At 48.5% G+C, this 26,797-nt stretch carries 29 protein-coding genes, 2 pseudogenes and 2 riboswitches; of the genes and pseudogenes, 4 read left to right on the top strand and 27 right to left on the bottom strand.

The window, feature by feature from the left end; translation table 11 throughout:
• Position 1: 1 nt before the first annotated feature.
• From ribH to FGB90_RS05160, 25 genes and pseudogenes are all read right to left on the bottom strand, one after another.
• Positions 2-472 (bottom strand): 6,7-dimethyl-8-ribityllumazine synthase, encoded by a 471-nt coding sequence (gene ribH, locus FGB90_RS05040; protein WP_138809450.1) that lies wholly within the window; start codon positions 470-472, stop codon positions 2-4.
• 140 nt (positions 473-612) lie between these two features.
• Positions 613-1,812: a bifunctional 3,4-dihydroxy-2-butanone-4-phosphate synthase/GTP cyclohydrolase II gene (locus tag FGB90_RS05045; protein ID WP_138809451.1), complete on the bottom strand. Its 1,200-nt coding sequence runs from the start codon at positions 1,810-1,812 to the stop codon at positions 613-615.
• Between the two features lie 66 nt (positions 1,813-1,878).
• Positions 1,879-2,532 carry a riboflavin synthase gene (gene ribE, locus FGB90_RS05050; RefSeq protein WP_138809452.1) on the bottom strand — a complete coding sequence of 218 codons (654 nt, stop codon included), beginning with the start codon at positions 2,530-2,532 and terminating at the stop codon, positions 1,879-1,881.
• Positions 2,513-3,619 carry a bifunctional diaminohydroxyphosphoribosylaminopyrimidine deaminase/5-amino-6-(5-phosphoribosylamino)uracil reductase RibD gene (ribD, locus tag FGB90_RS05055; RefSeq protein WP_138809453.1) on the bottom strand — a complete coding sequence of 369 codons (1,107 nt, stop codon included), beginning with the start codon at positions 3,617-3,619 and terminating at the stop codon, positions 2,513-2,515. Before ribD ends, ribE begins: the two co-directional genes overlap by 20 nt.
• 179 nt (positions 3,620-3,798) lie before the next feature.
• Positions 3,799-3,951, bottom strand: a riboswitch (FMN riboswitch).
• 170 nt (positions 3,952-4,121) lie between these two features.
• Entirely contained in the window at positions 4,122-4,559 is a 438-nt protein-coding gene (locus FGB90_RS05060) for a peptidylprolyl isomerase (RefSeq protein WP_138809454.1), read from the bottom strand.
• A gap of 170 nt (positions 4,560-4,729) precedes the next feature.
• Positions 4,730-6,061 carry a diaminopimelate decarboxylase gene (gene lysA, locus FGB90_RS05065; protein WP_138809455.1) on the bottom strand — a complete coding sequence of 444 codons (1,332 nt, stop codon included), beginning with the start codon at positions 6,059-6,061 and terminating at the stop codon, positions 4,730-4,732.
• Between the two features lie 115 nt (positions 6,062-6,176).
• Positions 6,177-6,355, bottom strand: a riboswitch (Lysine riboswitch).
• Positions 6,356-6,500: 145 nt separating this feature from the next.
• Positions 6,501-7,997: a spore germination protein gene (locus FGB90_RS05070; RefSeq protein ID WP_138809456.1), complete on the bottom strand. Its 1,497-nt coding sequence runs from the start codon at positions 7,995-7,997 to the stop codon at positions 6,501-6,503.
• Positions 7,963-8,559 (bottom strand): stage V sporulation protein SpoVABEA, encoded by a 597-nt coding sequence (spoVAEA, locus tag FGB90_RS05075; protein WP_138809457.1) that lies wholly within the window; start codon positions 8,557-8,559, stop codon positions 7,963-7,965. The genes FGB90_RS05070 and spoVAEA overlap by 35 nt, the downstream gene beginning before the upstream one ends.
• 8 nt (positions 8,560-8,567) lie before the next feature.
• Positions 8,568-8,918: a stage V sporulation protein AE gene (spoVAE, locus tag FGB90_RS05080; RefSeq protein WP_138809458.1), complete on the bottom strand. Its 351-nt coding sequence runs from the start codon at positions 8,916-8,918 to the stop codon at positions 8,568-8,570.
• 4 nt (positions 8,919-8,922) lie between these two features.
• Positions 8,923-9,945 carry a stage V sporulation protein AD gene (spoVAD, locus tag FGB90_RS05085; protein WP_246056053.1) on the bottom strand — a complete coding sequence of 341 codons (1,023 nt, stop codon included), beginning with the start codon at positions 9,943-9,945 and terminating at the stop codon, positions 8,923-8,925.
• Between the two features lie 42 nt (positions 9,946-9,987).
• Positions 9,988-10,452 (bottom strand): SpoVA/SpoVAEb family sporulation membrane protein, encoded by a 465-nt coding sequence (locus tag FGB90_RS05090; protein ID WP_246056054.1) that lies wholly within the window; start codon positions 10,450-10,452, stop codon positions 9,988-9,990.
• Between the two features lie 6 nt (positions 10,453-10,458).
• The gene (locus tag FGB90_RS05095) at positions 10,459-10,884 is read right to left on the bottom strand and encodes a stage V sporulation protein AB (protein WP_438502673.1); all 426 of its coding nucleotides are present in this window, start codon (positions 10,882-10,884) and stop codon (positions 10,459-10,461) included.
• On the bottom strand, positions 10,874-11,500 hold the full coding sequence (locus FGB90_RS05100; RefSeq protein ID WP_246056055.1) for a stage V sporulation protein AA: 627 nt from the start codon (positions 11,498-11,500) through the stop codon (positions 10,874-10,876). Before FGB90_RS05100 ends, FGB90_RS05095 begins: the two co-directional genes overlap by 11 nt.
• A 111-nt stretch (positions 11,501-11,611) precedes the next feature.
• A complete protein-coding gene (gene sigF, locus FGB90_RS05105) occupies positions 11,612-12,367 on the bottom strand; it encodes an RNA polymerase sporulation sigma factor SigF (protein WP_138809461.1) in 756 nt (251 codons plus the stop codon).
• A 9-nt stretch (positions 12,368-12,376) separates the two neighbouring features.
• Positions 12,377-12,817: an anti-sigma F factor gene (gene spoIIAB, locus FGB90_RS05110; RefSeq protein WP_138809462.1), complete on the bottom strand. Its 441-nt coding sequence runs from the start codon at positions 12,815-12,817 to the stop codon at positions 12,377-12,379.
• Positions 12,814-13,166, bottom strand: a pseudogene (spoIIAA, locus tag FGB90_RS05115) (anti-sigma F factor antagonist). The gene spoIIAB and the pseudogene spoIIAA overlap by 4 nt, the downstream one beginning before the upstream one ends.
• A 152-nt stretch (positions 13,167-13,318) precedes the next feature.
• Positions 13,319-14,497 carry a D-alanyl-D-alanine carboxypeptidase family protein gene (locus FGB90_RS05120; protein ID WP_138809464.1) on the bottom strand — a complete coding sequence of 393 codons (1,179 nt, stop codon included), beginning with the start codon at positions 14,495-14,497 and terminating at the stop codon, positions 13,319-13,321.
• 285 nt (positions 14,498-14,782) lie between these two features.
• The gene (locus FGB90_RS05125; protein WP_138809465.1) at positions 14,783-16,087 is read right to left on the bottom strand and encodes a pyrimidine-nucleoside phosphorylase; all 1,305 of its coding nucleotides are present in this window, start codon (positions 16,085-16,087) and stop codon (positions 14,783-14,785) included.
• Positions 16,088-16,124: 37 nt separating this feature from the next.
• Positions 16,125-16,952, bottom strand: a complete 828-nt coding sequence (locus FGB90_RS05130) for a purine-nucleoside phosphorylase (protein ID WP_138809466.1) — start codon at positions 16,950-16,952, stop codon at positions 16,125-16,127.
• Between the two features lie 213 nt (positions 16,953-17,165).
• Positions 17,166-18,350: a phosphopentomutase gene (gene deoB / locus FGB90_RS05135; protein ID WP_138809467.1), complete on the bottom strand. Its 1,185-nt coding sequence runs from the start codon at positions 18,348-18,350 to the stop codon at positions 17,166-17,168.
• A gap of 154 nt (positions 18,351-18,504) precedes the next feature.
• Positions 18,505-19,392 carry a site-specific tyrosine recombinase XerD gene (gene xerD, locus FGB90_RS05140; protein WP_138809468.1) on the bottom strand — a complete coding sequence of 296 codons (888 nt, stop codon included), beginning with the start codon at positions 19,390-19,392 and terminating at the stop codon, positions 18,505-18,507.
• A 19-nt stretch (positions 19,393-19,411) separates the two neighbouring features.
• Positions 19,412-19,645 (bottom strand): YqzK family protein, encoded by a 234-nt coding sequence (locus tag FGB90_RS05145; protein ID WP_138809469.1) that lies wholly within the window; start codon positions 19,643-19,645, stop codon positions 19,412-19,414.
• Between the two features lie 136 nt (positions 19,646-19,781).
• Positions 19,782-20,258: a ferric iron uptake transcriptional regulator gene (gene fur, locus FGB90_RS05150; RefSeq protein WP_138809470.1), complete on the bottom strand. Its 477-nt coding sequence runs from the start codon at positions 20,256-20,258 to the stop codon at positions 19,782-19,784.
• A 120-nt stretch (positions 20,259-20,378) separates the two neighbouring features.
• A complete protein-coding gene (gene spoIIM / locus FGB90_RS05155) occupies positions 20,379-21,014 on the bottom strand; it encodes a stage II sporulation protein M (RefSeq protein ID WP_438502683.1) in 636 nt (211 codons plus the stop codon).
• A gap of 108 nt (positions 21,015-21,122) precedes the next feature.
• Complete coding sequence (locus FGB90_RS05160) at positions 21,123-21,665, bottom strand: NUDIX hydrolase (RefSeq protein WP_138809472.1); 543 nt, start codon at positions 21,663-21,665, stop codon at positions 21,123-21,125.
• A 99-nt stretch (positions 21,666-21,764) separates the two neighbouring features.
• Here FGB90_RS05160 and mciZ point away from each other — a divergent pair, with 99 nt between their 5' ends.
• Positions 21,765-21,947, top strand: coding sequence for a Z-ring formation inhibitor MciZ (gene mciZ, locus FGB90_RS05165; RefSeq protein WP_138809473.1), 183 nt, complete (start codon positions 21,765-21,767; stop codon positions 21,945-21,947).
• Here mciZ and FGB90_RS05170 read toward each other — a convergent pair.
• Positions 21,907-22,974, bottom strand: coding sequence for a DUF3866 family protein (locus tag FGB90_RS05170; protein WP_138809474.1), 1,068 nt, complete (start codon positions 22,972-22,974; stop codon positions 21,907-21,909). The genes mciZ and FGB90_RS05170 overlap by 41 nt on opposite strands.
• A 119-nt stretch (positions 22,975-23,093) precedes the next feature.
• Here FGB90_RS05170 and FGB90_RS05175 point away from each other — a divergent pair, with 119 nt between their 5' ends.
• On the top strand, positions 23,094-24,008 hold the full coding sequence (locus tag FGB90_RS05175; protein WP_138809475.1) for an aldo/keto reductase: 915 nt from the start codon (positions 23,094-23,096) through the stop codon (positions 24,006-24,008).
• 396 nt (positions 24,009-24,404) lie between these two features.
• Positions 24,405-24,604, top strand: a pseudogene (locus tag FGB90_RS19925) (IS5/IS1182 family transposase); the annotation flags it as partial.
• A gap of 113 nt (positions 24,605-24,717) precedes the next feature.
• Here FGB90_RS19925 and FGB90_RS05185 read toward each other — a convergent pair.
• A complete protein-coding gene (locus FGB90_RS05185; RefSeq protein WP_138809476.1) occupies positions 24,718-25,365 on the bottom strand; it encodes a TlpA disulfide reductase family protein in 648 nt (215 codons plus the stop codon).
• Positions 25,366-25,720: 355 nt separating this feature from the next.
• Between FGB90_RS05185 and FGB90_RS05190 the strand changes: the two genes are divergently transcribed.
• The gene (locus FGB90_RS05190; RefSeq protein WP_138809477.1) at positions 25,721-26,785 is read left to right on the top strand and encodes a permease; all 1,065 of its coding nucleotides are present in this window, start codon (positions 25,721-25,723) and stop codon (positions 26,783-26,785) included.
• Positions 26,786-26,797: the final 12 nt, after the last annotated feature.

Genomic DNA, 26,797 nt, shown 5'->3' on the forward strand with positions numbered 1-26,797 from the left:
TTTATCGGTCAAGTGTTTTTGCAAGGCTTGCCATTTCAATTGCAGCTACAGCCACTTCCCCACCTTTGTTTCCTGCTTTTGTACCGGCACGCTCAATAGCCTGTTCAATCGTTTCTGTTGTAAGTACGCCGAAAATGACAGGAATACCGCTTGACATGGCAGCAGCGGATACGCCTTTCGCAGCTTCCGAACATACATAATCAAAGTGCGGTGTGGACCCGCGGATCACAGTGCCCAGCGTAACGACTGCATCGTATTTGCCGGATTCAGCCATTTTTTTTGCAATTAACGGGATTTCAAATGCACCCGGTACCCATGCCAGATCCACGTCGTCTTCTGAAACGCCGTGGCGTCTCAGGGCATCCTGAGCTCCCCCTACGAGCTTTCCTGTGATAAATTCATTGAACCTTGCTGCAACAATTCCTACTTTTAATCCTGTACCTACAAGCTGTCCTTCATACACGTTTCCCATTTTTGTTTCCTCCCTGACTTGTTAAATTATTTTCTGTGTCGTATCAGCATAATGCCACTTAACCCCAGGCCACTTCAGGCGGACGCTTTCCGCTCCTTATTTAATTTCCGAAAAGGAATAATCTGTCCGAAAACAGCCAATTAGAAATGAAGCATGTGGCCGAGTTTATCCTTTTTTGCTTTAAGGTAGCGCTCGTTCGCTTTTTTATGGGGCAGCTGGAGCGGCACCCGGTCGGTTACTTCAAGATCATAACCTTTAAGGCCCGTAATCTTACGGGGATTATTCGTTAAGAGGCGCATTTTTCTTACCCCCAGGTCCCTGAGAATCTGTGCGCCTATTCCGTAATCCCGCAAATCAGGTGCAAAGCCAAGCTTTGTATTGGCTTCGACCGTATCAAGGCCCTCTTCCTGGAGCTTATACGCTCTCATTTTATTGAGGAGTCCGATGCCCCGGCCTTCCTGGCGCATATAAAGGAGCACCCCTTCACCGGCTTCTTCGATCTGTTCAAGGGCTGCGTGAAGCTGCGGCCCGCAGTCACACCGGTTGGATCCGAAAACGTCACCTGTAAGACACTCCGAATGAACGCGTACAAGAGTCGGTTTCTCCGGGTTAATCTCACCTTTCACAAGAGCCACATGTTCTTTTCCATCCACGACGTTGGAATAGCCTATTGCCCTGAAATCACCGAACTCTGTCGGCATTGAGATTTCCACTTCTTTTTTAACAAGCTGATCTTTCCGGTTGCGGTACTGGATCAGGTCTTTGATTGTAATCATTTTAAGATCGTGCTCATCAGCAATTTTCCGTAGATCCGGTACTCTTGCCATAGAGCCGTCTTCCTTTATGATCTCACAGATGACACCTGCAGGTGCAGATCCGCACAGACGTGCCAGATCAACAGCTGCTTCCGTGTGTCCGGCCCGGCGCAGAACACCTCCATCCTTTGCAATCAGAGGGAAAATATGACCCGGCTTTTTGAAGTCCGTTCCTTTTGCCTGAGGATTAATCAGTGCCCGGACTGTATCCGCCCGCTCGTGTGCGGAAATCCCTGTCGTTGTTGATTCATGATCTACACTCACTGTAAACGCAGTTCCATGGGGATCGGTATTGTGATCCACCATCGGAAAAAGACGAAGCTCTTCTGCACGTGCCTGGGTGATCGGAGTACAGACAAGTCCTCGCCCGTGTGTAATCATAAAATTGATGACTTCCGGTGTGGTTTTATCGGCAAGAGCAACGAAGTCCCCTTCATTTTCCCGGTCTTCATCATCACATACAATGACCATTTTCCCCTGCATCAGATCATAAATCGCTTCTTCTATCGCATCAAACTGTATCATTTTTCCACGCCCTTCCCGCATGATTATCAAGGCTTAACTGCTGTATTAAACCGGGTTTCGGCAGCATTAAAATCCGTGCTGCTTCAGAAATGACTCCGTCAGCTTCTCCGAGGCCCCGTTATCTGCTGTCATTCTCTGTGTCAGAAACTGCTCAATATATTTTGCCAGCATGTCTGTTTCTATGTTAACGATGTCTCCTGGGCCCCGTGAACCTATGATTGTCTCTTCAATCGTGTGCGGGATAATGGAAATCGTAAACGTATCATCCCCGGTTCCAAATACCGTGAGACTTGTGCCGTCCACAGCCACCGAACCTTTCAGCATCATATATTTATGAAGATCCCCGCTGACTCTGATCTCATAATAAACCGCATTGGCTTCCTTTCGTTTGGAAACAATTGTGCCGGTCCCATCCACATGACCGGTTACAAAATGGCCTCCGAACCGGCCGCCGGCTGCCATCGCCCGCTCCAGGTTGACACTTGATCCTGTCTTCAGCATTTTCAGGCTAGTTGCCCTGACTGTTTCAGGCATAAGATCCACTGAAAATACCCGGTCTGTATAAGAGGTAACTGTCAGGCAGACACCGTTGACTGCAATACTGTCGCCGAGTTTTACATCCTTCAGTATTTCCGGTGCTGAAATTACCATTTCTATGGCTTCACCCGATTCCCTGATTTCCTTTACTGTTCCTTTTTCCTCAATGATTCCGGTAAACATTATTACCCTCCCTGACAGCAGTGATTTTCAGGTCTCTGCCGATGTTTTCTGTCTTTTGAATAGATAGTTCAGCAGCATCGGTAAGACTGCGGATTCCCGATCCGGCAAAGGATGAACGGGCATCCTCTCCCCCTATGAGAAGAGGTGCAATATAAACGATCACCTGTTCAAACAGTCCCGACCTTAGAAAGCTGTCGTTTACACTGCCCCCGCCTTCAACAAGTACCGAGCGGATCTGCTGTTCACCGAGAAGAGTAAGAAGAGGTGCAATCTCCACAGTATCCCTGCCGAGCTCGAATACTTTCGCCCCCTGTTCTTCCAGTGCTGATTTTCTTTCCGTATTCCCGTTCTGTGAGGAAACGATCCAGACCGGCGCAAGTCCGTCCTGAATCATTCCGGCATCTGCAGGTGTGCGTAGATTATGGTCAAGAACGACCCTCACCGGGTGACGACCTCCTCCCGGCAGCCTCACGGTGAGGGATGGATCGTCGGCTATAACCGTATTAACCCCAACCAGTATGGCATCATGTTCATGCCTGAGTCTGTGAACGTCCTCCCGTGCGGCCTCACCGGTAATCCATTTGCTTTCCCCGGTTTTTGTTGCGATTTTGCCATCAAGTGAGGAAGCTGTTTTCAGCGTCACAAACGGTCTTTTTTCCGTGACAGAATGAAAGAACATCCGGTTAAGTTCCCTTGCCTCCTCAACGCAGACGTTTTCCGTTACACTGATTCCTGCATCCCTGAGCATCCGGATTCCCCGGCCTGCCACCCGTTCATCAGGATCTTTTGTACCTACAACCACACGGCTCACTTCAGCCTCAATCAGTGCTTCTGCACAGGGAGGCGTGCGTCCGTAATGTGCACACGGCTCAAGTGTGACATACATTACAGCACCTTTACTTTTTTCCCCGGCCATTGTGAGCGCATGGCGTTCTGCATGAGGCTCCCCGGCTCTTAGGTGAGCCCCCATTCCAACGACTTCATTATTTTTCACAAGGACTGCCCCTACAGCCGGATTGGGTGATGTCTGCCCGATTGTAGACCGGGCAAGTCCAAGTGCCAGTTTCATATATGCTTCATCGTTCATATACAGTGCCCCCTGCTGTTAAATCCGGGCAATCAAAAAGCCTGAAGAAAAGGTCTCTTCAGGCGTAAAAACAATGGTTAATAAACCGGTGGCGGGGTGCTTAAAAAGACACACTTGCCGAATACTTTGCCGCCTGCCTCAAAAAGGCAGACCGGTCCCGTAATCAATTCCGGTTTCCACTGTTTCTTCTCCCATCCAGACTATACTGTCGGCTCCGGTTTTTCACCGAATCCACCGTTCCCATACTGCAAAGGGGGAACGGGTCACGGGCTTAAAATGATCGCTCATTTATCACCGCCGGTTGGGAATTTCACCCTGCCCCGAAGAAACGTGATATTGAAGTTTTGTATAGTATATCACAAAAATATACATACGGGTCGAATTTTGCTCCGAAATCCCGAAAGCGCTTTAATATGCCGGGATGGAGCAAGTGACCATACTTTCGCAGGTAGGCTGTTCAAAAGAAAGAGGCCCCCATGCCGGGAGCCTGCTTCACTCTGTTTTACTTGTCGTCAAAGACGCGGACTTCCTGCATAACGTCGCCTGCTTTAATATCAAGAACAGCATCCATACCTTCCGTTACCTGCCCGAACACAGTGTGCACTCCGTCGAGATGAGGCTGTGGTTCATGAACAAGGAAGAACTGGCTGCTGCCTGTGTCTTTCCCTGCATGAGCCATGGAAAGTGTTCCCTGCACATGTTTATGCGGGTTGCCTTCTGTTTCACATTTGATTGTTTTACCGCTGCCGCCTGTACCGTTGCCGACAGGGCAGCCCCCCTGAGCGACAAATCCGGGGATTACGCGGTGAAAGGTAAGACCATCGTAGAAACCTTCGTTTGCAAGCTTTTCAAAGTTTTCCACGGTTCCCGGTGCTGCCTCAGGGTAGAACTCCAGTTCAAGTTTATTTCCACTGTCCAGTACGATCGTTCCTTTTTTCATATTAAATCCGTCCTCTCGGTTTTTAGTCTGCTATGTAACTGACTGCACGCTCTATTCTACAACAATACTGCGGGAAAAGGAAAGTACCCGTACCTCTGCAGATAAAAACGGACCCTGAAGGTTTATCCACCTGTCTTCAGGGCCCCTTACTCACCAGTACCTTACTTCCTCTATCTCACCTGCTGCACCGGTTCTTTCGTCTGCTTCATAGAGCGGTCGAGGCTCGTCATGTTTTCATACGTTTCCCGTTCAACCACACACGCATCTTCCCCGCCCCGGATGAATACTACCGGCGGACGTGCAATGCGGTTGTAGTTACTGGCCATCGAATACCCGTATGCGCCCGTCGAGGTAACAGCCAGAATATCTCCCTGATTAAGTTCAGGCACCTGGAGATCCCAGATGAGCATATCCCCGGACTCACAGCATTTCCCGGCTACTGAAACGGTTTCCGACTTTTCAAGTCCGGCTTTGTTGGCCACCAGCGCTTCGTACTTTGCCTGATAAAGAGCCGGCCTGAGATTATCTGTCATCCCGCCGTCAACGGAGATATAATCCCTGATACCCGGAATGGACTTTCGCGCCCCCACTGTATAAAGAGTGGTACCGGCTTCACCAACAAGCGCCCGGCCCGGCTCAATCCATATTTCCGGAACAGAAAAGTTTCTTTCCGACGATTCATGTTTAACGGCTGATACCATCGCCTTTACATAATCCCCAAGGGGCAGCGGAGTATCTTCATCATTATAACGGATGCCGAACCCGCCTCCGAGGTTGACAACTTCCGGAACGAAACCGGTGGATGCCCGCCACTGATCAAGGTGGCTGAACACTTCGTGTACTGCGGAGACAAATCCAGTAGTGTCAAAGATCTGGGACCCGATATGGCAGTGAACGCCGAGCAGATTGAGACGGCCGTGGCCCATAACCTGTGTTATTGCCGCCTCGGCCTGCCCGCTCGTAATATCAAAGCCGAATTTGGAATCTTCCTGTCCGGTACTGATGTATTCATGTGTATGTGCTTCCACACCCGGTGTAATACGGAGAAGCACATTCATGTCTCTCTCCAGTGAATCCGTAATCGCCATAAGCCATGTCAGTTCATGAAAATTATCAACGACGAAGCATCCTATGCCTGCATTGACGGCCATTTCAATTTCATCGGGTGTTTTGTTATTACCGTGAAAATGAATCCGCTCAGGAGGGAATTCTGCTTTTACTGCCGTGTAAAGTTCTCCTCCTGACACGACATCAAGGCTCAGTCCCAGCTCATCCATGAGTTCGAAGATGGCCACACAGCTGAAGGCTTTGCTTGCATAGGCTACCTGGTAACCGACACCTTCCTCTTCAAAGGCCTGTCTGAAAGCCTGTGCCCGATCACAAATATCATCTACATCGTAAAGGTAAAGAGGCGTTCCGTATTTTTCCGCAAGCCGGGTTGTATCCGCTCCGTTTATCTCAAGGTTTCCATTTTCATTGATCCGGTGGTTGTTTTTCATCATTTTCCGCTCCTCATTTTGTCCGGTCTCGGATGACTGCTGCGCTCTGAACACAAAAAGAGACCAATTAATGCACAGCACTAATGGTCTCTGACGAATTTGCACAGTCGCTTTTCATCATCCGGATAGTGCTCCACTGCTGATTGGGCAGTGACAGTGCATTGCATTTTCTGCAATACCCCAGAAAAATACCGGCGGAGACGGTATTTCCCTTCGGCAGGTTGACCTTTCATACGGCTTCTCCGTGCTCCTGCACTCAGCCGCGTTACTCTTTCGCCCTGCTCCTCTACCTCATGACGTACATGAGAATAATTCAATTATAGAAAAAACCATATCACAAAAGCAGAAACAGATCAAGAAGGAAAGTTTTCGTTTTTGAAGAAAGGTAAGGGCCCTCACAGCTGTGAGAGCCCTTACCGCTTGCCGGGTTTGTCCCGGCCTCCTATGTTTCTGACTTTGCCTGCTTTACGGAATCCTGAGGATGGACAGCAGCCGGCCGTTTCATCTTGGCAGGAACTGCTCTCCGGATCACAATATCAAAGAAAGCTTTCGGATAAAACGGGAGAAACGGCCAGAGGTACGGAACATTGAGGGACCGGATACCAGCAAGGGCCAGGATCAGTACGGTCGTGGCGATCATAAAGCCCGGTACCTTAAAGAGAACCACAGCAACCAGAAGGCCTAACCTCATGACTCTCATCGCCACACTCAGTTCGTAGCTCGGGGTTGCAAACATGCCGATCGCCCCTACAGCAACGTACAGAATCACTTCCGGTACAAACAGGCCGACCTCTATGGCAATTTCCCCGATCAGAAGTGCCGCCACAAGGCCAAGTGCGGTGGCTAGCGGGGACGGGGTGTGTATGGCTGCCATCCTGAGCAGTTCGATCCCCAGTTCAGCTAATATTATCTGAACGAAAATAGGCACGTTCGTCGTTTCATCAGGCCCGATATAGTCGAACCCTTCCGGCAGCAGATCCGGCTGAACGACCATCAGAAGCCAGAACGGCAGAATAAACAGAGAAAAAAGCATGCCGGTAAAACGGACCCAGCGCAGGAACGTACCGATAAAAGGAGCCTGACGGTATTCCTCTGCGTGCTGGACATGGTGAAACAGTGTCGTCGGAAGAATGATCGCACTTGGTGAGGCATCCACGATAATGACAAGGTGGCCTTCAAGAATGTGTGTAGCTGCCACATCCGGGCGTTCAGTATAGCGGACGAGCGGGAATGGATTGTTTCCCTGTTTGACTATAAACTCCTCCACGACTTTATCGGACATTGTCAGGGAATCGATGTCTATAGCTTCAAGTTCCTTCTTGACAACATCCACAAGGTCTTTTTCCACAATTCCCTCGATATAGCAGAGGGAGATATCTGTTTTGGATCTTCTGCCTACCTGGAGAATTTCATTGCGGAGTCTCTCATCACGAATACGGCGTCTCGTAAGTGCCGTATTTTCAATAATATTTTCCGTGTACCCGTCACGGGAGCCACGGACAACCTTCTCCAGATCCGGCTCCTCCGGTCCACGACCCGGGTACATCCGTGTGTCAATAATGACCGCTTCGTTTTCACCCTCGATAAAAATGGAAATGAGACCGGAGAGCATCTGCGTAATGGCTTCATCAAGTGTTTTTACATTTTCAACCTGTACGTGCGCAAAATGGTTCTCAATCTGCTCGCGGACATTTCTCTTTTTCCGGTCGACAGTTTCAATCAGCATCAGTTCACGGAGAATTTCAATAATGTACTGTGTATCACAAAGACCGTTTACGAAATAGATCTGAACTTCCTTATCCAGTATGTTGAGTTTACGGACCCCGACATCGAAACTCTTGCCGATACCGACCCGTTTCTTCATGCGTTCTTCATTTTCTTTTAAGTCATAAGAAAGGGGATGGTCAACTTTTGTTAAATCCTGATGATTTTCCGCCATTAAAGCCGCTCCTTTCCAGAATCAGTTCCAGGGCCTTCGATGTAACAGGTGCTCCCTTTTCCGCAGTATCCCGGCCGCCCATCTTCCCGAGATCCCCTATGCCGATTACAAGGGGAAGATCGAGTTCATCAAGGACATAAACCGTATCTCCGCGAATTCTCCCTATTTCTGTATCTTTGATCCCGTCCTTGTCCACCCCGTATTCCGTCAGGGTTCCATTACGCTCAATGGAAAAATGAACCTTTGCCCATTCGTGGGCAAATGACTGGGAAGCAACTGCAAGAACGCCCAGAATCTCAATATCCGGGTGCCTGCATACTGTGAGCAGTGCTTTTTCACCCGGCCCTTCCTCCGCATAGCCGCAGTCATCAAACAGAACCAGGACCGGCTCCTTTTCAGCCCGCAGGATATGTCTAATCAGAATGTCACCGGTTACCGGGCTTGGATTTCCGCAGGATTCAGCGATAAAAAAACAATTGAGTTTCTCCGCGGCTTTTTCCGCCGCTGCCCTGGCAGACGCATCTCCATCGGTAATGACGATCACCTTCTTCTTAGCACTCATCCTCTGAATCATCCTCTCGGTTTAAAAACAAGGGCGGTTAGAAACCCGAACAAAATAGCTGATGAAACACCAGCAGACGTTACTTCAAATATCCCCATCCCAATTCCCAGAAATCCGTACCGATCTGATTCGGCCATGGCCCCGTGCACAAGAAAGTGTCCAAAACTTGAAATGGGAAGAATCGCGCCCATACCTGAAAAGTCAATCAGCCGGTCATAGAGGTGGAAGCCGTCCAGGAGCGCTCCACCTACAACGAATCCACCCATTATGTGTGCCGGAGACCACCTGCCGATGTCCATAAACAGCTGGCCGATCAGGCAAAAAAGACCTCCTACAGCGAATGCCGCCAGATACTCCATTGTTTCAGCCTCCCGCCGTTTCCTCTACTCGTATAAATTCAACTGCATGAGCGATGCAGGGGATCGTCTCCTTCTGCCTTACTGTTAAAGGATTGAACAGAGCTCCGGTAGCAATACACAGTACTTTTTTCCAGTGTGCACTCCGCATTTTATGAAACACGTATCCATAGGTCACGAGAGCACTGCACGCTGCCCCGCTGCCCCCGGCGCATCCCGAAGGATGATAACCGAAAATCGTGTTGCCTCCATCAAGATATTTGTCGGTGATGAATAAGCCATCCTCCTCACATAGTTCGAGAAACTGCCTGGAACCAAACATACTCAGATCACCTGTTAAAATAAGATCGTAATCTTTTTCACTGCGCCCGGTATCCTCAAGGTGACGGCGGAACGTTTCGTATGCAGCCGGTGCCATCGCCTGTCCCATATCAAGCGGATCCTTCATATCCCAGTCCACTGCTTTTCCAATGGTGACGGATCCAACAGCAATTTCTGCCGGGCTGTCTGATAAAATAACAGCACCTGCGCCGGTAACGGTTTTCATAGCCGTGGATGGTTTCTGCCTGACATGTTCCACCGGATTGCGGAACTGCCTTTCAGCAGCCCCGTAATGACTGCTCACTGCGCTGAGGCCGCGTTTTATAATTCCTGAATGTACGAGCAGAGTGAGGAGAGCTACACTCTGCATCGACGTGGCACAGGCACTGTACAGGCCCATGTAGGGCCACGGATAATCCCTGGCTGTGTAATTGCTCGTCACTGTCTGATTAAGAAGATCTCCTGCAGCAAACATGTCAATATCCTCGGTCTGACGGCCCGCTTTTTTAAGGGACCGGTCCACCGCCTCTTTCATCAGAGCCCTTTCGGCTTTTTCCCATGTGGTTTCACCGCAGTAGAGATTTTTGAAGGAATGGTCCAGATAACTCCCAACAGGTCCTTCCCTTTCCTGCGGGCCGGCGACAATCGCGGCCGCTTCAACATAAACGGGATTTTCAAGTACCCAGGTCTGCCGGATTTTTTTCATCATTTCACCCTCTCCCCTCCTAAGGCGGTCTGCACAATCCAAACGTTAATTGATAAGTGTCTCAATAAGAACACGTATGAATGACACAAGGTATGCCGATGCTACACCGAACACCAGTACAACCCCTGCAATGCGGAACATGTTACCGGCGATGCCGTACACGACACCCTCTGCCCTTGCTTCCATAGCGCTGGATGTTACAGAGTTCGCAAAGCCGGTTATCGGTACAATCACCCCTGCTCCCCACTTCTCGGAAATCCTGCTGAAAACACCTGCTCCCGTCAAAATACACGCTCCAAGTATAAAAGTGGCAACCACCGGGTTAACTGCCTCTCTTTCAGTCAGGTTAAACCAGACAATGTAACGGTTAAAAAGAAGCTGGGCGGCGACTGCAAGCAGCCCACCGGTTACAAACGCGGTTACTGCGTTTTTAATCCGCGGCGGTTTAATAATCATTCTTTTGCGCCGTTCCTCGAACCTCTCTTTACGGATCTGTTCTTCTGATTTCACACCTGATCACCTCATGAATTGAAAATAAAGCCAGTGGAATAAGGAGCCGCTGATTTTGCCCAGTACTATTGCAAACAGAAGCCATTTAATCCGGTCTGAAGCCCCGACGCGCTTTGCAAGAATCGGGAACACGTTCAGAACTTCCGTCAGAGCCGCAGCAAGAAGACCGATAAACATCCCGGCTGAAAGGCCAACGGGAATTGCAGAAACGACCGGCAGTGAAATAACAGGACTTCCAAGGCTCATCCAGGCACCGGACAGCGCCCCCAGGATAACAGCACTTTCATAACGTGTGACCCAGGACGCTGTGAAGGTAAGCTGGGCAAGTCTCGGAATAATGCCAAGTACCGTAATAAAAGCCACCAGTCCGCTGCCGACAGCGATCCCTCCGCCAAGGCCTGTCAGAATGGCAAAAGCTTGGTCAATCATCACTTTTTTCCTGTTCGTTCGGATGTTTGTGATTCAGTGCAACATACCGGTCGATATTGTCCTGATAGTTAAACATTTCCATCTCGAGAGGACTTGGTTCATCATTGATCCGCTTTCTCAGGAGGTGATTAAAAAACAGGATCATCCCAAGTCCAAGACCGAAGGAATAGGGGATCTGCAGCCACAGGGGACTGTCTGTTTCCGTTCCGGTAATCACTTTATACAGTTTCCGGTGCACACCGGACATGCTTACATCTTCATGAAAATTCATTATCGCCAGCGCAGAGCCTATAAAAAGCAGAAACCATACCAGGCAGAACAGCACCGGTTTCATAGGCTGCTTTTCCACCTTATGCCATACAATCGTCTGAACCGGTCCAACGACCTGAATATCCAGGTCAGGGTATCTGGCAAGCATCAGCTTGACGATATTCATGGAGTCAATTACTACGGGGCTTGATCCGGGATCCTTCATGGCCCCAGCTGCCGGCATCTTTTCCAGTTCCTCTCTTAAGCCATCATCAGCGATCAGGGATGATATCCCGCCAATCGTAAGAGAAGAAGGCTCCTTCACCCTGATTCTTGATTTCAGCCGTATGTAGACCCTCTGCTCATTCACTTTCATCACCCCCGGAAAAGTAGACGGCTTTTGTAAGACTCCCTCTTATTATGCAAACAATCACTCATTGTCATTCCCCGCAGGCTGAGCCCAACACAAAAACCAGCCGGATCACTCGTCCAGCTGGTCTTTTAACTGCTTTAATATTTTCTTTTCAAGACGCGACACCTGAACCTGCGATATGCCCAGTCGTTCTGCGACTTCGGACTGTGTCTTATCCTTGTAATAGCGCAGATATACAATAAGGCGTTCCCTTTCCTCCAGTTTTTCAATAACGTCCTTCAGGGCAATTTTATCAAACCACTTGCCTTCATTCTGATCAGAGATCTGATCAAGCAGAGTGATGGGATCACCGTCGTTCTCGTAGACAGTCTCATGAATGGAGGTTAAGTTTCTGCTTGCCTCCTGTGCAAAAACGACATCCTCCGGGCTCATATCAAGTGCTTCGGCTATTTCATTCACTTTCGGCACCCTGCCGAGGGACTTGGTCATCTCTTCTTTCATTTTCCGGATCCGGTTTGCACTTTCCTTAATCGACCTGCTCACCTTTACCGTTCCATCATCACGCAGAAATCTCTGAATTTCCCCGATAATCATCGGCACAGCGTAGGTGGAAAATTTAACATCATAGTTGAGATCAAATTTATCCACCGATTTTATCAGGCCGATGCAGCCGATCTGAAACAGATCATCGGGTTCGTAACCCCGGTTTAGAAATCGCTGTACTACCGACCAGACGAGGCGGGTGTTGTGGCTTACGATGCGGTCTCTTGACTCCCGGCTTCCTTCCTGCGCTTCGGCAATCAGCCTTTTGAGTTCCCCGTCCTTCAGAAACACCTCTTTCTTCTGTTTTACATTCACTTCCATGGGCGGCACCTAATTGCACATGGCTTTCTGCCCGGCTAGACGCTTCTGGAGTCTGACAGTTGTTCCCACCATCGGTTCTGAACGGATTTCCACATCGTCCATAAAGTTCTCCATAATCGTAAAGCCCATACCGCTCCGTTCAAGCTCCGGTTTGGAAGTGAAAAGAGGCTGTCTTGCTTCATTTACATTATTCATTCCGACGCCTTCATCCTGCACGGTTATCTTTACCGAATCCTCATCAATCTCTGCTTCGATCCGGACCATTCCGTGCTCGTCATTCGGATAACCGTGAATGATCGCATTGGTTACCGCCTCACTGACCACCGTTTTAATTTCGGTTAACTCATCCATTGTCGGATCAAGCTTGGCGATAAAAGCACCTACTGTCACCCTTGCAAAAGATTCGTTTTCACTGACTGCAGAGAAACAAAGCTTCATCACATTTTTCATGACGCCACCCCCAGCATGGATAATGCACGGTTTTCATCGGTTTCCAGACGGATAATCTTAAACAGGCCTGACATATCAAACAGGCGTTTGACAGGAGGGGAGATGGAACAGACCACCATCTCTCCTCCGAGAGACTGAATAAACTTATAGCGTCCAAGAATGACACCAAGACCCGAGCTGTCCATAAACATCAGATTTTCAAGATTCAAAAGCATATGTGTTAAATTGTGTTCCTTCATTGCCTGATCCACACGTTCCCTCAGTTTCATTGCCGTATGGTGATCCAGTTCACCTTCAAGCCGGACACAAAGAACATTCTCTTTTTTTCCAGATCGATTAACAGACTCACTGCCCCTTCACTCCCTCTCTTCAATGTGCATTTGCCGCAGAGGTCAGCGCTCCCGGAAAATACGTAAAGGGAATTTCGTTTTTCTGCCGGCGGATTCCTTCACCGAATCAAAACTAGTGAGTCTTCGTCAAAGAAAGGTGTGATGCGACGAATCATGACCTCTCTTTTCCGACGAGAACAGACGTTGTTCTTTTAATCAGCTGCCAGACAGAAGCTTCCGGTACATCTTCCGTAATCACAAGCGGAACTTCGGAAAGGGTTTTGCCCTCCAGCTTAATTGTCAGCTTCCCGACCGGATCGCCGTTCTTCAGTGGCGCTTTCAGATTTTCCTGCCATGTAACTTCTTCCGTTGCCCCTTCAAGCGATTCTCCTTTTCTGGTCAGCATGGATACATTTTCACCGGTCACTGCATCCACTCTGCTCCTGGATCCCTTGCTGACTTTCACCTGGTCGATCACTGTCCCCCGGTCATACTGTCTGTGAAGTTTGTACTGGCTGAAAGCGTAGTCAAGCATTTCCGTGATCTGACGGTTGCGGTCTTTTGGAGTGGATGCCCCCATCACAACAGCGATGACCCGCATATCATTTTTGTTTGCAGTAGCTGTAAGGCAGTACTTGGCCTCGCGTGTAAAACCTGTTTTCAGTCCATCTACACCGGGATAGAATTTAACAAGACGGTTCGTGTTTACAAGCCAGAATTTCCTGTCACTGTCTTCACGGAGATAATCTTCATAAAGGCTTGTGTATTCGGTAATTTTTTCATATTTGAGAAGCTCTCTCGACATCATAGCCATATCGTGTGCAGTGGTATAGTGTTCAGCTGCCGGCAGGCCGTTGGAGTTCACAAAGTTTGTATCTTTAAGGCCCAGCTCTTTCGCTTTTTCATTCATCATGTTTACAAATTCATCTTCTGAACCGGCCAGGTGTTCAGCCATAGCGACAGAAGCGTCATTTCCCGAAGCGATCGCAATACCCTTAAGCATTTCCTCCACTGTCATTTCCTCACCGGGTTCAAGAAAAATCTGTGAGCCTCCCATGGACGCCGCACGTTCACTTGTTCTGACCTTTTCATCCATTGTTATGCTGCCGTTATCAACGGCTTCCATAATGAGGAGCATCGTCATTATTTTAGTCATGGAAGCAGGCGGTAATTGTTCATTACTGTTTTTCTCAAACATAATCTCGCCTGTATCCCTTTCAATTAATATAGCCGAGCCTGCGTCATCAGCAAGCTTCACGCCCCCTTCCTGGGCAAATGCATCCGGGGAGAGCACCCCTGTCATCAGCATGAATGCAGTAAACACGAGAACAAATTTTGAATACAGCTTCATTTCAAAAACCTCCTTGGGTTGTGTTGGTTTTACGGAGCCTCTCCCTGGACGGCTGCAGGAAGGCCATGTTTTCTCTACCATTCTGCCCCTGTTCAGGCAGTTTATACGTTATTGCAAGTAGCCTGAATGAAGATAATGGCCGCCTGCAGACCATAAGAATGCCCCTCTCCCATACCTGCGGTGATCCGGCCTTCGATGAACGAAGACTCCTGCGGGGTACTATTTCAGCCACAGTAAAAAACCGGTACTGCTGTCAGCTGAGCAGTACCGGTTTGGTAAATTCGTTTATTTGTCGATTACTTCATATACAAGAGGAGGCGCTTCTGTTTTTTCAGCGGAAATCGTGTAGGACTCATAAATACGGTTTACACAATCCTCTATGTTTTCCTGATTACTGTGCACAGTTACAAGCGTCTCGCCTTCTTCTACCTTCTCCCCGATTTTTTTACGGAGAACCAGACCCACTGCCAGGTCAATTTCCGACTGCTTTGTTGCGCGTCCGGCACCAAGTACCATCGCTGCAGTTCCGATCCTGTCTGCTGTGATTCCGGTGACGTACCCGGATTCCTTCGCTTTCACCTCAAAAGTATGTCTGGCGGCAGGGAGCCTGTCAGGGTGATCAATCACACTTTTATCCCCATTTTGAGATTCAACAAACGTCTTGAGATTCTCAAGTGCGGAACCGTCTTCAATCACCTTTTCAAGCATCGCTCGCGCTTCTTCCAGACTATCTGCTTTTTTTGCCTGAAGGACCATACGGCTTCCAAGGGTGAGACAGAGCTCAGTGAGGTCTTTTGGCCCGCGCCCATTCAGCGTATCGATCGCTTCTTTCATCTCAAGAGCATTTCCGATCGCAAAACCGAGGGGCTGCGTCATGTCGGAAATGACAGCCGAAGTATGGCGGCCCAGGTCGTTGCCGATTTTCACCATGGTCCTTGCAAGTTCTTTGGCATCTTCAAGCTCTTTCATAAATGCACCGGAACCCGTTTTTACATCGAGAACGATGGCATCAGCTCCCGAAGCGAGCTTTTTACTCATGATGGAGCTCGCGATCAGCGGGATTGAGTTCACCGTGGCAGTCACGTCCCGCAGTGAGTAAAGCTTTTTATCTGCAGGCGTTAAATCAGCAGTCTGTCCGATTACGGCTACTTTGTTCCGGTTTACAAGCTCAATAAAACGATCGTTGGTAATTTCCACACTGAAACCCGGAATGGATTCCAGCTTATCGATGGTGCCGCCTGTATGACCCAGCCCTCTTCCGCTCATTTTTGCCACCGGCACACCAGCACTTGCCACCAGTGGAGCCAGTACGAGTGTAGTCGTATCACCTACACCGCCAGTGCTGTGTTTATCCACCTTTACTCCCTCGATGGCGGAAAGATCGATTGTATCACCTGAGTGGACAATGGCGTCCGTCAGCGCCGCACTTTCCTCATCTGTCATACCACGGAAAAAAACAGCCATAGCCCAGGCACTCATCTGGTAGTCAGGAATATCGTCATTCGTGTAACCCCTGATGATAAACTTGATTTCCTCTTCGGTTAATACTGCTCCATCCCGTTTCTTTTCTATCAGATCTACCATTCTCATAATGATTCACCGTTCCTCTCTGTATCGGCTTTTTCGATTATTCTCCAGTCTGATCGAGGCTGGCAACGATTTTTTTAACAAGAGAAAGGAAGTCCGCTTTTACTTTCTCTGTAGTCTCAATTACTTCTTCGTGGTGCAGCGGCTGATCCAGGATGCCTGCTGCCATGTTTGAAATGCAGGAAATACCAAGTACTTTAAGTCCGCAGTGTCTGGCCACAATTACTTCCGGAACCGTACTCATCCCCACAGCATCTCCACCGAGTGTTCTGAGCATCCGAACCTCTGCCGGGGTTTCGTATGCTGGGCCTGTATTTCCTACATACACCCCTTTTTGTACAGTGATTCCCGCTTCTTGAGCTGTTTTTTCAGCAAGAGTGATGTGCGCCCGGCTGTAGGCTTCACTCATATCTGGAAAACGGGGACCGTCTTCCTCACTGTTCGGTCCAATCAGAGGGCTCGTGCCAAAATTGTTAATGTGATCTTCAATCAGCATGAGATCACCCGGTTTGAAGGATTCGTTAATTCCTCCCGCTGCATTTGTAACGATCAGTTCTTTTACGCCAAGTGCCTTCATTACACGGACCGGAAGTGTTACCAGTGACAGTTCGTAGCCTTCATAGAAGTGAAAGCGTCCCTGCATGGCAAGCACCGGGCGTCCTTCAAGCGTACCTGATACAAGCTGGCCTTTATGACCGGCAACAGTTGAAGAAGGGAAACCGGGGATCTCCTGGTACGGAATAATGACAGCGTCTTCAATTTCATCTGCAAGCACTCCCAGACCTGATCCGAGGATAAGCCCTGTCTCCGGTTTGGAGCTTAATTTACCTTCAAGATAATTTACTGCTTCGTTTATTTCTTTTCTCATCAGTGATCGTCCCTTTCTTTTTGCCTTCATTTTCTTCTTATCGTTCCGCAGTTCCCCGGCATACTCTCGGGCCGGTAAAGAGGGAAAGGAACGGCATGCGCGCCGCTCCCTGGATCCTGCCCTCCGAACACAGATGGTGCAGAAGTTCTCACCACCGCTGTTCTGCGGCGGCAGCTCTGCCTCCTCGCGCTGTGGCCCTCCGGAGTCTGTGACTTATTTTAAATATTTCAGGAAGCTTTCACCGTGCTCAGGCATTCTCACACCGAAGTTTTCCGCAATTGTAGCCCCCACATCTGCAAACGTTTTCCGGTCCTCAATTTGGGAGCCTCCCGAAAACTGCGGGCTGTATGCAAGAAGAGGCACATACTCCCTGGTGTGGTCGGTTCCATGGTGCACAGGATCATTCCCGTGGTCTGCAGTCACAATGAGAAGGTCATCCTCATTCAGGCGCTCGAGCACCTCCGGAAGCCTGGCATCATACTCTTCAAGTGCATTACCGTATCCAATCGGGTCTCTTCTGTGGCCAAACTTCGCATCAAAATCAACGAGGTTTAAAAAGCTGAGACCTGTGAATTTCATATCCAGGGTCTGCAGGAGCTTGTCCATGCCGTCCATGTTTGAGGTTGTCCGAAGGGATTCAGTAATTCCCTCCCCGTCGTAAATATCGGATATTTTACCGATTGCGATGGAGTCAAAACCTTCATCTTCCAGATCATTCATGACTGTCCGGCCAAACGGTTTGAGGGCGTAGTCGTGCCGATTGGATGTGCGCTCCCATTTACCCGGCGTTCCGATAAACGGGCGGGCAATAATTCTTCCGACCATGTATTTTTCATCCAGAGTGAGTTCTCTGGCAAGTTCGCAGATTTCATAAAGTTCTTTAAGCGGCACCACTTCTTCATGGGCAGCAATCTGAAGAACGGAGTCTGCAGAAGTGTAGACTATCAAATCTCCGGAATTTACATGGTGTTCCCCGAGTTCATCAAGTATTTCTGTACCGGAAGCCGGTTTGTTTCCGACGATTTTTCTGCCGGTCCGTTCCTCAAGCTCGTTAATCAGTTCCGGAGGGAACCCGTCGGGAAAAGTGCGAAAAGGCTGGTCAATATAGAGACCCATAATCTCCCAGTGACCGGTCATGGTGTCTTTACCGTTTGATGCCTCTGCCATTCGTCCGTAGTGGGCCATCGGGCTGGCCGCTTCTTCAATACCTTTTACCGGCCGGATGTTGGCAAGACCGAGCTTTCCCATGTTCGGCATCTTCAGTCCGTTCATTTTCTCAGCGATGTGACCCAGCGTGTCGGCACCTATGTCATTGAACTGATCGGCGTCAGGTGCCTCTCCGATCCCAACTGAATCCATAACGACTAGGAACACTCTGTTAAAGCGCTTTCCTTTCATTCATAATCCTCCTGTTTTCACCTATTTTACCGCATGTCAGCAGATGCCTTCTTCTGCAATACTATACCCACCCCCGGTCGTGTCTATGGGGTTAATCGAGTTGTCAGAAGTCAGACATCTAATTTCGCGCCGGGTTTTCAGCGCAAAATCCGGCTTAAGCCCGCGGATGGTAACTTGCATACACATCTCTCAGCCTTGTTTTGGAGACGTGTGTGTAGATCTGTGTGGTTGAAATATCTGCGTGACCAAGCATTTCCTGTACAGCCCGAAGATCCGCTCCATTTTCGAGCAGGTGTGTGGCAAACGAATGCCTGAGTGTATGCGGGGTCAGTTCTTTTTTTATTTCACAGTTACGGGCCAGCTGTTTAAGTATTTTCCAGAAACCCTGTCTTGTCATTTTCCGTCCGTGATGGTTGACGAAGAGAACATCGTGGGTTTCCTTTCTCGTAAGTTCAGGCCTGCTTGCGCTCAGGTATGTACGCAGCGCTTTCACAGCGGCGCCTCCAAGCGGAATAATTCTCTCTTTGTTACCTTTACCTACGCAGCGGATAAAACCCATGTCAAGGTGAAGATCGGACAGGGTCATTGAACACAGTTCCGTTACCCGCAGACCGGTTGCATAAAGAATTTCCAGCATGGCTTTGTTCCTGAGTCCAAGTGGTGTGGTATCCGTTGAATCGAGGAGTGCTTCCACTTCAGAGGCCGACAGAACCTTCGGCAGGCGCTTTTCGGCTTTTGGAATATCCACAAGATCACTGGGATCGTGATCGCAGGCTCCCTCACGGAGCAGAAACTGGTGAAATGAACGGACAGACGACAGCCGTCTTGAAATAGTCGTGGATGCCCTGCCGTCCTCTTTCAGTGCAAACAGGTACGCGACAATACTGGATCTGTGTACGCTGTTTATGTTCTGAATGTTTTCAGCGTTCTCAAGAAAATGAAGATATGAATCCAGGTCCCTTTCATAAGCCTGTACCGTATTGGCAGACAGACCTTTTTCCACCACAAGATAACGGAGGTATTTAGTGAGTTCTTCCTTCATTGGTTAAACGCCTCCATTTCTATTCCCCATGCATGTAAAAGAGTTTAAGCCTATCTTTTACCGATACAGGATCATAAACCCTTTCCCCGGCCGGCTGAATGACTTTTACAGCCTTTCCTTCCGGCTCATCGTAGCGGTGATAGTTTTCATACTCATCACTCACCCATAGAATACCATAATAAAAAAACAGCGTGCACCCCATAAACAGAACAAACACAAATAACGTATCTATAATAGTGCTGAGCGGTCTCATACAGTTCCCTCCTGACCCGTAAAACCCGACCGTACAGATTTCTGTACAGTACAAGAATATGTCCGGGCCGGAGCGGTTTATACTGCTATACCGTAAAAAATGAGAAAAACCTTACTACAATTGCGAGTAAGGCCGGTTAACCGTTGTTTTCTGGGTTTTCTTTTTCAGGCTTCTCTTTCCCGCTGCAGCGGTGGCAGATACCGTGAAAAGTCAGCCGGTGGTCCTTAACAATAAAATTCCACCTCTGCTCGACAACTGCTTCCACTTCACCGAGCAGATCCTCCTGAATTTCGTCCACTGACCCGCAGTCAATACAGACAAGATGGTGATGAAAGTGGGTCGCTCCCTCTTTCCTCAGATCATAGCGGGAAACTCCGTCACCAAAATTAATCTTATCGACCACTTTCAGCTCAGTAAGCAGTTCCAATGTCCGGTAGACAGTGGCAAGACCGATCTCAGGTGATTTCTCTTTTACAAGCATATAAACGTCTTCAGCACTCAGATGATCTTCCTCGTGTTCAAGAAGAACCCGAACAGTTGCCTCACGCTGCGGCGTCAATTTATAGCTTTGAGAATGCAGTTGTTTCTTTATTCGTTCGATCCGCTGCTCCATTTTGAACGCCCCTTCGCCATGACATTACAGAGTCTATTATACTCCTGACCGAAAAAGGGTGTCAAATAAGAATCGTTTCAATATAGAATTTATAATGATTCTAAAGTAAGAACAGCAGCCTTATCCAATCCACTGAATCACAGACCGGAGCAGTACAGGTGAGACGTAAGCTTCATAGGCGGAAATAAGAGTGATAAAGGCACCCGTAAAAAGAAGAAACAGCGAATATCCCATAAAATACTGAAAAACCGGTTCATAGCCTTTACGTATGATCTGCCTGCAGATTTTCAGGGAAAAGGAGATCGAAACTGCAGCAGTAACAATGAATACAGGAACGAGCAGAACGTTTTGGGGAAACACGGCTGCAAAAGCGAGCAGAAAGCCATCCGTTCCCATCTGATTTACCAGGAATCCCACCGTGAAGCCCATTACCAGTCCTTTTAGAAAAAGCATGACAAGAATGACGGGCAGACCAATGACGGACAGCCCGAGAAACCACATAAGACCGAGGTATTTGGCGTAATATGAAAAACTCTGGGTAAACATGGCCTCCGGGGCTGCCAGTTCTCCCTGACGGACCTGTCCGAAAAACTGGGTCAGGTATGTGAAAAGATCGGTTCGCTGGTTCATACTGAGGCTGTTAACAATGATCGCCCCGAAAATTACGCCCATCATCAGGAGAACAATGGAAAACACATAGATTGAACGGTTTTCCTCCACGTGCATCACAACAGCTCTCCGAGGGCTTGCGTACATTCGTCTCATCCCGTTCGCCCCTTCTCTCCTGGTTTCAGTATCTTAACGTACACTGATACTCTATGAGGAAAAAAGGAGGGCTATGACAGAAAGGTAGATTCAGTTTCTCTATCTGCCTGCTGTCAGCAGATAGTGCTGTATGGCACAGATCGTTTTTGCATCGTGAATAGTTTCGTCCCTGATCAGTTGTACCGCCTCATCAAACGAAACTTCCAGCAGCTCCACAAACTCGTCTTCATCTGTCTCTGCACTGCCTTCGGCCAGGTCCTTTGCTTCATATAAATGGACGATTTCATCGGCAAATCCGGGGGAAGTATAAAAAGACATAACTTTTTCAAGGCTGCCCGCACGGTATCCTGTTTCCTCCTCCAGCTCTCTTTTTGCGCACACTGCCGGGTCCTCTCCCTGCTCCAGTTTGCCTGCAGGTATTTCTGCAATCGATTTTTCCAGGGCTTTCCGGTACTGCTTTACAAGAATGAGTTTTCCGTCTTCGTTAACAGCCAGAACTGCCACTGCTCCAGGGTGGTTAATAATCTCCCGTTTACTTTCTTTTCCATCAGGCAAAACTACTTCATGAACACTCAGTTCAATAATTCTTCCTTTATAAATAACATCTCTTGATATTGTTTTTTCTTCCAGACTGTCTCGCATCCTGATCCAGCTCCTTTATGGTTGCGGTTCTTTAATCGTCCAGGCTTTCATATTCTTTAGCATAGCAAAATCTGTGTCCGAGAAAAAGGAGAGATCAGCATGCATGTTTATTTAAAAGATAATGGTTTTATAGTAGCCGGTAAAGTATGGCAGGTGAAAGCCTATCTGAAACAGCTTTCCAAAGAGCACGATTCAGTTGAAGACTGGATCAGGAAAGGACAGCCTCTTCCGGCCACCCGGACTAAGGGTTCAGCCAGTATACTGCCGTTCCCACCCCGGTGAAAAACAGCAGATCTTCTTTGATTCCACGCCCCATAGTGGTCACGTTCTCACCTCCAAGTACAGCAGTTATCCATCTCATGACCCGGCTCTCTTCTATTTCCGGCACCTCAATCCAGGGGTGCCGTTTCATTTTTTCCACTGCTTCACAGTCAATGTGCCTCCAGGTTTCCTCACCGGCAGGCAGGGGAAGCACACTATCGGCATACGTCAGTTCAGTTAAAGCTGTAATTGTATGGTGGGAAAGGCCGTAATGGCGGTTTCTCCTGTCTGCCTGGGACAGTCGTGGAGCCCAGACCGGGATTCCGCCTTTTTTTCCGATCAGATTTGCCCAGGATGCCTGGACAATACCGCTGTAGCCATACCGGGTACCCGTCCCTGCCACACCGGGGCCAACTGTAATAACGATCAGGGCATCCGGGTAGGTATCTGCCGCATACTGCATAGCTGTCAGTACATTTACAGCTTCATATTTACCGCCGAATGCCTGCCCGGCGGTGATTGAAATAAAGTCCTCCTCCCCGTGGAGTCTGCCTAGAATCCTGCTGAATGGAAGCGCGAGTGCTGCCTGGTCATCAATAATCGCCACAAGCCTCCCCCCTGGTTTAAGATCCCGGTACAGTCGCCACACGACCGGGAGCATGCTGTGCAGTTCACAGAGGAGAATCCGTTTTCCTCCCAGGTGCAGTTCCTCCTGATAAAGCCCGGCGGCATCATGATTTTCAGGCGATTCAACAGTAAGCATACTCTGCTGGACGGGAAGGTAGCGGCACTTCATAATATGGCCCTCGGGAGTGCCTTCCGCAGATTCCCCCTCCCTTTCTATACTGCACACAAAATCGGCTCCACCTGTGCCGAGACCGAGCATTCCCGCTGTTACATTAACTTTCACTCTATCCCCCGGCTTTACTTTCTGATAGAGAGAAGTATAGAGAACCGCCCTGCCGCAGCCTCCGTCGGTTGCAAGCCACTGCACACCCCTGTTTTCTTCCAGAATCCCAAGGACAGTCACCGAAATAATCCTGTGCATCACACACCCCCAGTTCCTAAAGCGTATTCATCCGCGATAAGCCTCATGCCGTCTCATTTGAATAACCCAATATGATTGTGTACGATAAATAGACTATTCAAAAAGCTGGAGGGGATTTCATGAACAAACGGCAAATTGGAAATTCTGACCTTTTCGTAAGTGAAATTGGTTTTGGATGCATGTCACTTACAGAGAACGACCGGGAAAATGAACGGATTATTCATGAATCCATTGACCGCGGTATCAACTACTTTGATACTGCCGATCTTTACAGTTTCGGTGCCAACGAAGAGTCTGTGGGCAAAGCACTGAAAGGAAAGCGTGACAGCGTCATCCTTGCTTCCAAAGGGGGAAATGAGTGGGGTGAGGGAATTGACGGCTGGCGCTGGAATCCTTCAAAGAATCACATGAAGGATGCTGTTAAAAAGACTCTCTCCCGGCTCGGGACAGATTATCTTGACCTGTATCAGCTTCACGGCGGCACGATCGACGATCCGATTGAGGAAACTATTGAAGCATTCGGGGAAATGAAAAAGGAAGGTCTGATCCGGTATTACGGCATTTCGTCCATACGGCCGAACGTTATTAAAGAGTATGTTAAACGCTCTGACATTGTTTCGGTTATGATGCAGTACAGTCTGCTTGACCGGAGACCTGAAGAATGGTTCACATTCCTCGGGGAAAACGGTGTCTCCGTACTGCCGAGGGGGCCTGTAGCCAAAGGTCTTCTTGCTGAAGAATGGGAACGGAAACTAAAAGGAGAGGGATACCTGCAGTATTCGGAGGAAGAGCTTAAAAGTACCGTAAAGTCTCTGGGGGATATTGCAGCGCGGGAAGGTATTACTCTTCAGGAACTCGCCCTCCGGTATGCCCTTACACCGCCTCAGGTGGCTTCGGCTGTTGCCGGTGCAAGCCGTGTTTCCCAGGCAGCCGATAATGCCGCGGCCGGGGCAGCAGGGCCGCTGTCAGAGGAATTAGTCAGGGAACTAAACGACTTGACTAAAGCCGGCCGGTATGACAAACACCGGGACTGACTGAACTTACTGCGTTAGAAGGCAGAAAACATCCAGGAAACGCTAAATTTCCCACTCGTGTCGGCATCCACAGGAAAGAAGAGGCTGGTACAAACCCAGCTAAATAGAAGGGCCCTCACCGCCGGTGAGGGCCTTTTGCTGTAGGCAGTTTTATAACGGTTGATTGTTCAAAAATACACTCGCTTGCCGGGGGCAAGGCTTCAGCTAACCGGGAGCACTTCTGTTTCTTCCTCTACAAGTTGATCTTCGTAGCTGTCTGCGTCGAAGCAGCTCGAAGTATTCACAGGATGTAAACGCTCGCAGCTCTTGCTTTTCCCGCAGGCGTCTCGTGATTTTTGAACAATCAACGAATATGTACACAAAAAGGATGGTTTTTCCCATAAAGTTAAATCACCACTGGGAGAACGAAACAGTTACCGAAGACGTTTCACTATGCCACCTTTATGCGGATGAAAGACGACTATGTGAAGAATGGTCAACTTAAAGCCGGGTATAATCTCCAAATTGCAACGGAGGGACAATACACGCTTGCTTATGACATCTTTCCAAACCCGACTGATACGCTGACGCTTAACTCTTTTCTAAAAAGAATTGAGAAAGGGTTCTTCATCAACCTAAATTAAAACAATAAAACGGTGACAACGATCGAAAAGCGATCACTGGCACCGTTTTTTACTTAATTAGAGACTGTTTTTTCCCAGCAACTTTGTCACTCGGTTTCTTCGTATTTTTCTCTTGCTGTTTCAAGGTCTCCTGTCAGCATATCGTAATTTACCATTCCCTGCCTCCGGGTAATAATGCGTCCATCCGGATCAAGGACATAGGTAAGCGGCATTCCGATTACCTGATACGCTCTTGCTGCTTCGTCCTCTTCGTCCATCAGGTTTGGATAAGTTACGTCAAACTCTTCAAGAAACCTGTGAATATTATCAAGGTCCGATTCCTGAGAGGTTCTGTTCAGCCCCACTACCCTGACACCTTCATCATAATACTCCCGGTGGATACGCGTCAGATCCGGCTTTTCCTCCCTGCACGGCGCACACCACGTTGCCCAGACGTTAAGAATCACATAATGGCCTCTGAAGTCCGATATTGCCATTTCACCCTCACCGTCTACAAGGGGAAGCGGCACATCTTTAAGCAGCATCCCCGGCTGAATACCTTCTTTGTCCCTTTCAAGGTATTCTTCCGTTTCGCCTTCTGCACGGCTGTCGACATCTTCGATACCTTCATTCTCCAGGTATATGGAAAGTGGATCTTCCGATGCACTGTCGGTCCGATGATCGTATATGACAAAAACAGCAATGCCAAGAGCTGCGGTCAGAATCAGCAGGCTTGAAAGGTGTCTGCCTTTCATCTTGACTCCCCCTTTTCCTCACTGTATTCAAGTATATCCTCTAAAAGGAAAAAACGAAATCATCCTGCCTATTTTCACACAAAGTTCAATGATTTAAAACTCTCCATATTAATATGTCTTTTACATTAAATGCGGCTGACATCGTTTCTTTCCGTCTTTCTCTTTGATAGAATGACATAGTGAATTGTGCTCTTATAAAAAATGGTTCTGTAAAAGTCTGTTGTTGATTTCCCCTCACTGCGCTCCAATCAACTTCATAAAATCAACTCGGTACTTTAAAAGAGCTAATAAATAAACCATTCATAGAATAGATTGATTAATAGATTACATTAAACTGTTTAGGAGAACTATAGTTATGAAACCACAGCAGGTCAGAGCCTTCGGAAAAGACCTCATCGGCATGGGGCTTCTTCTTTTGTTCCTTATTCTTTTCCTGTTCAGCGACAGACTTAGTGAGTCCCGGTACATTCAGGATCTGCCGGCAGCCTGGGTCAACGTGAACACACTTTTTTTAAGCATAGTCATTGAAGCCATACCGTTTATACTCCTCGGTGTATTTGTCTCGGCACTGATACAGATTTATATTTCAGAGGAAACGATCAGGCGTTATCTGCCTAAGAACGCACTGGGGGCACTTTTTCCGGCGGCCGTTCTCGGTGCCATTTTCCCTTTGTGTGAATGTGCGATTGTTCCGGTCGTTGCCCGTCTTGTAAAAAAGGGGATGCCGCTTCATGTAGGAGTAGTCTTTTTAGTTGCCGCGCCGATTCTTAATCCTATCGTTTTTGCATCCACGTTTTTTGCATTCGGATCAAGCTGGACACATCCGGTTCTCTTAACACGGATGGGGCTGGCATTTATTCTGTCGATCATCATCGGGTTCGTTCTGTTTCTGCTTTTCAGACATACCAGACAGCTTCGTTCCCAGGCATCCAGTCTTACAGACCATGATCACCTTCACAGCCACAGTCACAGCCACGATGAAAAACCGGGTGTGATGCAGCGGATCAAGGACACGGTTTATCATGCGGTGGATGAGTTCTTCCTCATGGGGAAATACCTCATCCTCGGTGCTTTTATTGCGTCACTGTTTCAGACGTTCCTTAACCGGGAGCTGCTGACGACAATCGGAGCCAACGAATATTCATCAACGGCAGTAATGATGGGGTTTGCCTATCTTCTGTCTCTCTGTTCCGAAGCCGACGCATTTGTAGCTGCTTCGTTTACGCAGTTTTCCGCCGGTTCTCTGATCGCATTTCTTGTCTACGGCCCTATGCTCGACCTTAAAAATACCTTTATGCTGTTTGCCTACTTCAGACCAAAATTTGTAATCGCCTTTATGGTGACTGTCACAATTACAGTATTTACCGCCATCCTGATTGTTAATCGTTTTCTACTTCCAAACTGGTATATGTGGTTCTAGGAGGAATTGACC

The organism is Alteribacter natronophilus, assembly GCF_006007885.1.
GTDB classification, from domain to species: Bacteria; Bacillota; Bacilli; order Bacillales; family Salisediminibacteriaceae; genus Alteribacter; species Alteribacter natronophilus.

What these genes read in the sequence shown, in the direction of transcription:
- FGB90_RS05120 (WP_138809464.1), bottom strand. Translation starts at nt 14,497, where the DNA reads ATGAAGCTGTATTCAAAATTTGTTCTCGTGTTTACTGCATTCATGCTG.
- xerD (WP_138809468.1), bottom strand. Translation starts at nt 19,392, where the DNA reads ATGAAGGAAGAACTCACTAAATACCTCCGTTATCTTGTGGTGGAAAAA.
- FGB90_RS05185 (WP_138809476.1), bottom strand. Translation starts at nt 25,365, where the DNA reads ATGAAAGGCAGACACCTTTCAAGCCTGCTGATTCTGACCGCAGCTCTT.
- fur (WP_138809470.1), bottom strand. Translation starts at nt 20,258, where the DNA reads ATGGAGCAGCGGATCGAACGAATAAAGAAACAACTGCATTCTCAAAGC.
- lysA (WP_138809455.1), bottom strand. Translation starts at nt 6,061, where the DNA reads ATGATGAAAAACAACCACCGGATCAATGAAAATGGAAACCTTGAGATA.
- FGB90_RS05125 (WP_138809465.1), bottom strand. Translation starts at nt 16,087, where the DNA reads ATGAGAATGGTAGATCTGATAGAAAAGAAACGGGATGGAGCAGTATTA.
- mciZ (WP_138809473.1), top strand. Translation starts at nt 21,765, where the DNA reads ATGCATGTTTATTTAAAAGATAATGGTTTTATAGTAGCCGGTAAAGTA.
- ribE (WP_138809452.1), bottom strand. Translation starts at nt 2,532, where the DNA reads ATGTTTACCGGAATCATTGAGGAAAAAGGAACAGTAAAGGAAATCAGG.
- spoIIM (WP_438502683.1), bottom strand. Translation starts at nt 21,014, where the DNA reads ATGTACGCAAGCCCTCGGAGAGCTGTTGTGATGCACGTGGAGGAAAAC.
- spoIIAB (WP_138809462.1), bottom strand. Translation starts at nt 12,817, where the DNA reads ATGAAAAATGTGATGAAGCTTTGTTTCTCTGCAGTCAGTGAAAACGAA.
- FGB90_RS05145 (WP_138809469.1), bottom strand. Translation starts at nt 19,645, where the DNA reads ATGAGACCGCTCAGCACTATTATAGATACGTTATTTGTGTTTGTTCTG.
- deoB (WP_138809467.1), bottom strand. Translation starts at nt 18,350, where the DNA reads ATGAAAGGAAAGCGCTTTAACAGAGTGTTCCTAGTCGTTATGGATTCA.
- sigF (WP_138809461.1), bottom strand. Translation starts at nt 12,367, where the DNA reads ATGGAAGTGAATGTAAAACAGAAGAAAGAGGTGTTTCTGAAGGACGGG.
- FGB90_RS05060 (WP_138809454.1), bottom strand. Translation starts at nt 4,559, where the DNA reads ATGAAAAAAGGAACGATCGTACTGGACAGTGGAAATAAACTTGAACTG.
- spoVAEA (WP_138809457.1), bottom strand. Translation starts at nt 8,559, where the DNA reads ATGAGTGCTAAGAAGAAGGTGATCGTCATTACCGATGGAGATGCGTCT.
- FGB90_RS05170 (WP_138809474.1), bottom strand. Translation starts at nt 22,974, where the DNA reads ATGCACAGGATTATTTCGGTGACTGTCCTTGGGATTCTGGAAGAAAAC.
- FGB90_RS05160 (WP_138809472.1), bottom strand. Translation starts at nt 21,665, where the DNA reads ATGCGAGACAGTCTGGAAGAAAAAACAATATCAAGAGATGTTATTTAT.
- spoVAE (WP_138809458.1), bottom strand. Translation starts at nt 8,918, where the DNA reads ATGGAGTATCTGGCGGCATTCGCTGTAGGAGGTCTTTTTTGCCTGATC.
- FGB90_RS05190 (WP_138809477.1), top strand. Translation starts at nt 25,721, where the DNA reads ATGAAACCACAGCAGGTCAGAGCCTTCGGAAAAGACCTCATCGGCATG.
- spoVAD (WP_246056053.1), bottom strand. Translation starts at nt 9,945, where the DNA reads ATGATGAAAAAAATCCGGCAGACCTGGGTACTTGAAAATCCCGTTTAT.
- ribD (WP_138809453.1), bottom strand. Translation starts at nt 3,619, where the DNA reads ATGAACGATGAAGCATATATGAAACTGGCACTTGGACTTGCCCGGTCT.
- FGB90_RS05175 (WP_138809475.1), top strand. Translation starts at nt 23,094, where the DNA reads ATGAACAAACGGCAAATTGGAAATTCTGACCTTTTCGTAAGTGAAATT.
- ribH (WP_138809450.1), bottom strand. Translation starts at nt 472, where the DNA reads ATGGGAAACGTGTATGAAGGACAGCTTGTAGGTACAGGATTAAAAGTA.
- FGB90_RS05070 (WP_138809456.1), bottom strand. Translation starts at nt 7,997, where the DNA reads ATGGCGGAAAATCATCAGGATTTAACAAAAGTTGACCATCCCCTTTCT.
- FGB90_RS05130 (WP_138809466.1), bottom strand. Translation starts at nt 16,952, where the DNA reads ATGAGAAAAGAAATAAACGAAGCAGTAAATTATCTTGAAGGTAAATTA.
- FGB90_RS05045 (WP_138809451.1), bottom strand. Translation starts at nt 1,812, where the DNA reads ATGATACAGTTTGATGCGATAGAAGAAGCGATTTATGATCTGATGCAG.